Origin of the sequence: Mesorhizobium sp. M0048 (assembly GCF_040323405.1) — a bacterium.
Lineage (GTDB): Bacteria > Pseudomonadota > Alphaproteobacteria > Rhizobiales > Rhizobiaceae > Mesorhizobium.
On record NZ_JAMYUV010000097.1, the window covers coordinates 1 to 6,251 of the forward strand.

Annotated in this window: 3 protein-coding genes and 3 pseudogenes; 3 read left to right on the forward strand and 3 right to left on the reverse strand. The window is 59.2% G+C overall.

Features of this window, described 5'->3' with window-relative positions; translation table 11 throughout:
- Positions 1-114: 114 nt before the first annotated feature.
- Positions 115-1,482 (reverse strand): exopolysaccharide biosynthesis polyprenyl glycosylphosphotransferase, encoded by a 1,368-nt coding sequence (locus NKJ84_RS32595; RefSeq protein WP_352509933.1) that lies wholly within the window; start codon positions 1,480-1,482, stop codon positions 115-117.
- Positions 1,483-1,871: 389 nt separating this feature from the next.
- Here NKJ84_RS32595 and NKJ84_RS32600 point away from each other — a divergent pair, with 389 nt between their 5' ends.
- Both NKJ84_RS32600 and NKJ84_RS32605 read left to right on the forward strand, forming a co-directional pair.
- On the forward strand, positions 1,872-2,648 hold the full coding sequence (locus NKJ84_RS32600; RefSeq protein WP_352509934.1) for a Crp/Fnr family transcriptional regulator: 777 nt from the start codon (positions 1,872-1,874) through the stop codon (positions 2,646-2,648).
- 139 nt (positions 2,649-2,787) lie between these two features.
- Positions 2,788-3,175, forward strand: a pseudogene (locus tag NKJ84_RS32605) (alkanesulfonate monooxygenase); the annotation flags it as partial.
- Between the two features lie 610 nt (positions 3,176-3,785).
- On the opposite strand, the pseudogene NKJ84_RS32610 reads toward NKJ84_RS32605, so the two are convergent.
- Positions 3,786-4,070, reverse strand: a pseudogene (locus NKJ84_RS32610) (transposase); the annotation flags it as partial.
- A pseudogene (locus tag NKJ84_RS32615) lies at positions 4,070-4,873 on the reverse strand (type IV secretory system conjugative DNA transfer family protein); the annotation flags it as partial. The pseudogenes NKJ84_RS32610 and NKJ84_RS32615, both read right to left, overlap by 1 nt.
- Before the next feature lie 271 nt (positions 4,874-5,144).
- Between NKJ84_RS32615 and NKJ84_RS32620 the strand changes: the two are divergent.
- A complete protein-coding gene (locus tag NKJ84_RS32620) occupies positions 5,145-5,510 on the forward strand; it encodes a TIR domain-containing protein (RefSeq protein ID WP_352509935.1) in 366 nt (121 codons plus the stop codon).
- Positions 5,511-6,251: the final 741 nt, after the last annotated feature.

Consider the following 6,251-nt stretch of genomic DNA (forward strand, 5'->3'; position numbering starts at 1 on the left):
TCAGCCCCAACGACCGAAATCCAGCCCCCGCCGCGCGTCAGGCTGTTCGCAACCTCATTGTCGCACCACCCACTCTGGAAATGCCGGTAGTTCGAGGTGTCCAGCTGCTATACATCAATAGACATTACGATCCGAAAGCACCAGTACAGCGGTTGTCCAAATTATCTTAAGATCGAGCTGCACGCTCCAGGACTGTATGTACCAGAGGTCATGCTCTACGCGTTTTTCCATCCTCCACAGCTCCTTCGTTTCCCCTCGAAAGCCATTGATCTGAGCCCAGCCTGTCAAACCGGGTTTTACACGATGGCGATAAGCATAGCTCGCAATAATCGTACTATAGGTATCGTCATGAGCGACGGCGTGGGGTCGCGGCCCCACGAGGGACATTTCCCCCCGAAGCACATTAAATAACTGCGGCAGCTCGTCGATATTTGACTGGCGCAATATTCGGCCAAGTCGGGTAACCCGCGCATCATTACGCTGAGCCTGGCGAATTTCCGCACCGTTCTCCTGCACGGTCATTGATCGGAACTTGTAAATATTGAATGGCTTACCACAAAAACCCCGCCGCGTCTGCCGGAACAGCACTGGGCGACCGCTCTCGAGCGCGATGGCACACGCGACTACGGCCATCAACGGAAACAGGAACAGCAGTAGCAGTGATGCAAAGGCAATGTCGAATAACCGCTTCAGCAGGCGTTCGGCAGGCCTCAAAGGCGCGCGCTGGACTTCGAAGGCTCGCTGCCAGCCGGTGTGCAGCGGGCATCCGGCCAGAATCTTGTCTATGTAGGCATCGGCGAAAAGATAGATCGGCAGCGGGAGGCGGGACATTTCGTCCAGGATGCCTGCGATCAACTTCCGCTGATCCCAAGAGCAAAAGAGATAAACTGCCCCATACGGTTCACTACGGAACGCAGCCTGCGCAGCTGCGACGGCGGCTTGCACCGATCGTGCTGCGATCGTGCCATCATGGTTCTCGATGTTCGAAACACCGCAAACCGCGATGCCCTGTTGCCCGAGCTTGCCGATTGTCCCCTTTTCCATTCCAGGACCGCCAGCGTAAAACAGATAAACTGTGCGCAGGACGAGCTTCTCGGCGGCCAGAAGCCGTTTCAGCACACGCGCTAGAACCACGTGGCCAGGCAGCAGGGTTGGGAATCCGACCGCAAACGCCAGCGTCAAGGAACCGCGGGAGAACGTCGACGTCGTCTTCGTGAGAAAGGCGAGCCAGAGAATTGAAAAGAAAACGAATAACCACCCGGTGAAGAGTGTTTTGATCACGCGGTGATCGTCCAGGATGCCACTGATCGTGTAGGCGCCTCTGGCCCCCATGAATGCGACAAGCAATAGGCCGGCGGTAACACTTAGATAAATCGTCTCCCAAATATCTGGCGGGCTCACGCCGACGTACCTATGATAGACGTCATTTGACGCAAGAAGTATCGTCTCTCCGAGGAGGAAATCAGCAGTTGCAAGAAACACGCAAACTGCTCCCACAGGAAGCCGTAGCGGTTCTACGCTCCGCTTCAAGAACGCACGCGACGCCTGGGTTGGTGCATGCCGCATGGAGACAAGCCCCCGAATCCTGTTGTATCCCTTCTCCTTCTTGGGGCATGGCACACGCCGTCCCATAGAAGGGGGTTATCCCAACGGCTTTCAGTCGATCACATTTGATTTAAACTCTCTCAGAGACAGGGTCGCTGTTACCCCGGGCACATAGGAGTGACTATTTTATGCTATCCTAATATGGTAACACTTCCGTCTGAGCGCTCTTGCGCGAGAACGGCCCGAAATCGGACTCGTTCTAAGAGGTAGTCAAGGCAACGCTTTAGGGGACCGGGGCGCTTTACCCTATCAGGGGGGCAGGAGCCATGGCAGAGTGCGGCGCTGAGGTTCGGGTCAAACAGCTCGATAAAATACGCTTATTTCAGCAATTTGACCAGGATATTCTTAGTGAACTGGCGAAAGTGGCCATTCTGCGAAGGGTTCCGAAGCATAAAATCTTAACTCGCCTTGGCGATGTGCCACTTTATATTTACTACATAATTCAAGGAAAAATTCGGCTTAGTGCTCCCCTCTCGGACGGACGAGAATTCATCTTTGCAGATCTTGGTCCCGGTGACACTTTTGACCTGACTAGATTGTTCATCACGCGAAGAAGTAACATGAATGCGGAGTCAGTTGCGGACAGCGACTTGCTGCAAATCGAAGTAGCTTTCATGGTTAGGGTCTTCGACAAACACCCCGATCTCGCATTAAAGGTGATCCCGTACTTGTGCGAAGCAACCCACGACGCGCAGGAGCGAGTGATCCACAGTGCGGCCAGTGCCCTATCCACTCGATTGGCGAGCACGCTCTTGCGATTGACAGAGAGGCCGCACAGCACGGCTACCGTGGATAGAGCTCTGAGTATCCACATTTCGCAGACCGACCTCGCGGCAATGGTCCCGGCTTCTCGAGCGAAAGTGAATCGTTGCCTGAGAGAATGGGAACGGCGGTATATGACGCGATACGACCACGGCTCGCTGACGATCCTCAATCGCGCCGCGTTAGAGTCTGTTGCTCTTGGCGAGATCGCCTTTGATCGTTCAATGATGCATATCCCACGTGCTCGAGCATCTCCGTGGCATGCTCCGGGGAGACAATGAAACCGGAAGTGGCGGTCGTCCTCGCATCCCTCGGTAAAGTCCTTCTCGTCGGCGTCGTAAGTCGCAGCACCGGACAGATGCGCCTTCTCACCGGCGTCAGCGCCAATGAGACAGAATTGGGCTAATTGAGAGCGGAGGGTTTCTGAGTCATCGTAGCCTTTCAAAGACGCAGAAGGTTTCGCGCATGGATTCCGTCGGCCAGTCGCGCATGGGCCGGCTGCACGGGGGCCGTCGCGACAAACTCGAAATCAGCCCGAACCCTGTGGGCCGGCCGTCGGCCTAGCGCGGTGGCGCCGGCACCGCCCTGGTCGGCGACGCGGCGACAATGGCGGAGCGGATCGACGAATACCGCGCATTGGGATCGATACCTTCATCCTCCCGGACTATCCGCATCTGGAGGAAGCCTATCCCTTCGGCGAACTGGTGCTGCCGCTTTTGCCGCTCGATCACGAGGTTTCGACGCGGCCAACGGCCGTGAACATGGGGCCGTTCGGCGAGACGTGGCTGGCGACCATCGGCCGTCGGCGCTGCGCACGAGCCAGTCTCGGGCGTGCGTCGTCTGCTTCCAGCGTCGTGATGAGGGGAGCGGGGCCTTAAGACTACCGGTAACAAGATGCGCCTCAGTTTTTTCAGATCACTACGATCAGTGAATGTCGGTATCGGTGGTTGCGCGTCCCTGATTTGAACCTGCGCCGGCCAAGAGCCGATAACTATCAGGCAGCACGTTTGATGGTCCTCTTGCTCAGCTTTACGACGAAAGCGTTCCTATAGCGCGACAATCTGGGAGAGACCTCTCATCCTGATCGCCGCGCCGCACGTTCCCCTTCTTCATGGCTACCGTTTTCCGGCATGTAGTTCCAAGTGGGGCCGCCAGACGGGTACGCAGGGTTAATCCTGCGTGATCAAGATAGGTCGAGATGAATGTGCACCAGCCTCACGGTTGATCGCGACATTTCGCGAACCCGTCTGCTCGCAATCGCATTGCGCGTGTCTGCTTTCCGGTGCAGGGCCAATGTTCGTACACGGCGTAATCCCGCCGTGTGCATGTCTTTTCACGATGCCGCCGCCGAATCTAGGATGAGGGCTTTGCAGGCCTAGGCGAGGGCAGGGCGCTACGCTAACTTATACCAACGGCCCTCACAAATGACCTGAATGTGCCCACTTCCGCATTCCGATTGAGGTGATTGCGTCGGGCTTTGCGGCAAGCCTTTTCCATGCGTCGCAGGCAGCGTCGATGATGTCGTCATATGTGTCGAAGACGCGGTTGGAGAGGAAACTGGCGCGCAGCTATTGCCAGACCTGCTCGACCGGATTGAGCTCCGGAGAGCGCGATGGCAGCAGGATCGGCGTGATGTTCTTTGGCCAGACGAGATTGCCGGTGGTGTGCCATCCGGCTCGGTCCAGCAGCAGCACGGCTTGAGCGACGTCGCGGTGGAGAGAATGCCAGACCGCTCGTTGTCGGATTTGTTCAAGAGCTCGCGCCGTTGAGGCGACGACGGGATGCGGGCCGATCTCTCCGAGATGCGGCGTCGTCATCATCACTGCCAGAGTGGTCTCGATCGGCCGCTTTGGGTCTGATAGGAATCCCGCGACGCCGGCCAGCGTCTTGTCGGGCTCGGAGTAGAGTACGTGCAGGATCGCCCCGACGAGCAGCGAGTGGCTGGTCTTCTCCCAGTGATTGCGCTTTTCGAGCGGGCCTTCGGGATCGACCAGCACGTCGGCGACATTCTGGACGTCACGCACCTCCCACTCGCCGCGGCGCACTTCGAGAAGCGGGTTGTAGGCGGAGGACTTCCTGTTCGTGGGATCGAACAGCAGCACCCGCCCGTGCCTGGCGTGCCTGGCGCGAAATCCTCCCGTGATCTGCCAGTTTTCACCCTTGATATCGTGCACGATGGCCGAACCCGACCAGGTGAGAAGCGATGGCACGACGAGGCCGACGCCTTTGCCGCTTCTCGTCGGCGCGAAGCACAGAACATGTTCCGGCCCGTCGTGACGGAGATAATCGCGATCGAACATGCCGAGTACCACGCCGTCAGCCCGAGCAGACCGGCGGACTTGACCTCATTCGGTTTCGCCCAGCGCGCCGATCCCTATGTCTCGACGTTCTTCGCCTCGCGCGCCCGCCAGACCGAGATGCCGATCGCCACGGCGATGGAGATGAAGCCGCCAGAGGCGGCGATGAATGCGCCCTCGACGAAGATCGGTGGCGCATAGGTGGCAAAGGTCCTCAGCGGTTCAAATCGGGACTAGCCCTTGCGAGCCGTCGCCAACTAGCGGGGCTCCTTCCACCTCGGCAGGTCATTTCAGGTCGCGACAGCCTAACGCTGAACGCGCACGCAAGTGCAGTTCTCTCGGTGGCTGCTCTCCACAAGTATCCTACAGATTCGGCCGCGGGCGGGGATCGTTTCCGTGCGTGTCTTGCGCATTCAGCGTGGTTAAGACACGGTGGCAGCGGGGACGGCGGTGGTACGACCTGCTGTAGTGAGGGAATAGATGAACAAGCCCCGCATTTTCCTTGGCTCGTCGGGAGCGCAGATGAAGCTGGTGCAGGCGCTTACGCGCGGCCTCGAAGACGTCGCGCATGTCGATCCCTGGACGACATCCTTCAATCCAGGCACGACCACGCTGACCCGTCTCCTCGAGCTTACGCGTGAAGTGGACTTCGCGGCGTTCGTGTTCGCCCGCGACGAGTGGACGACGGCCAGCCTGCACGCTTCCCCTTCCGCTGGTTCCGGCCAGGCTTCTCCGCGCGACCATGTCGTCTTCGAAGCCGGTCTTTCAGCAGCGTCCTCGGCTCGCGCCGAACCTTCATACTGCATGCGAGGGGTTCGAAGCTTCCGACCGATCTCCTCGGATTGACGTGCGTACGATACGGCGAAGCGACAAAGGCTGCCGAGATGAGGACCATCAACCAGAAGCTTCGAAAGGCGATCGAGAGCGAGGGCCGCGTCGCACGCATTGAGGGCCTGTGGTGGCAATTCTCCCTCTCGGCGCGCGGGCCCGCGGGAGCCTTCCGCCGTAGGCCTCCTGCGCATCTCGCGAGCCCTCGACAGTACGCTGGAGCTGCGTGGCCGCTCATGGCTGGAGGACGGCACTCTGTCCGCCAGATACTGGAGCGAAGCCCTGAAGGAGAGGAAGGAGCCTGCCGGCGTATTCTACTACTGGAACGGAGAACGGCCCCGCGACCCTAACGCACCGCAATTGTACGGGAGAGATCCTGCTGGAGTCCGTCGATCGCGCCGCCGGGTATTTTACGACCCGTTCGGATGGCCCCGAAGGCGTGAACGCGCGGACGTCCGGTGTCTACCTGCGCGCCGATCCGGCGGATTGGCCATCCTGGACGGAAACGACGATCGCCAGTGCGCGGAGTTGATCGCAGAGCGGCTGGCGCGCTGGAAATCGATCGCGAACGCCTGAAATCAGGCGTTCGGCATCTCCTTCGCCCACCACGGGAAAAGCCACCAGCGGCCTTGCCGGAGCTTATGGGCGCTGTTCTCGCTAGCACTACTTTGGCAGATTTTTAGCGGAGAGGGTTCTGCGGCAGTGGGGACAACGGATTGGGGGCGGCTGCGCGAGCGCGGTGAGGATGGCTTGCCTGAC

What these genes read in the sequence shown, in the direction of transcription:
- NKJ84_RS32620 (WP_352509935.1), top strand. Translation starts at nt 5,145, where the DNA reads ATGAACAAGCCCCGCATTTTCCTTGGCTCGTCGGGAGCGCAGATGAAG.
- NKJ84_RS32600 (WP_352509934.1), top strand. Translation starts at nt 1,872, where the DNA reads ATGGCAGAGTGCGGCGCTGAGGTTCGGGTCAAACAGCTCGATAAAATA.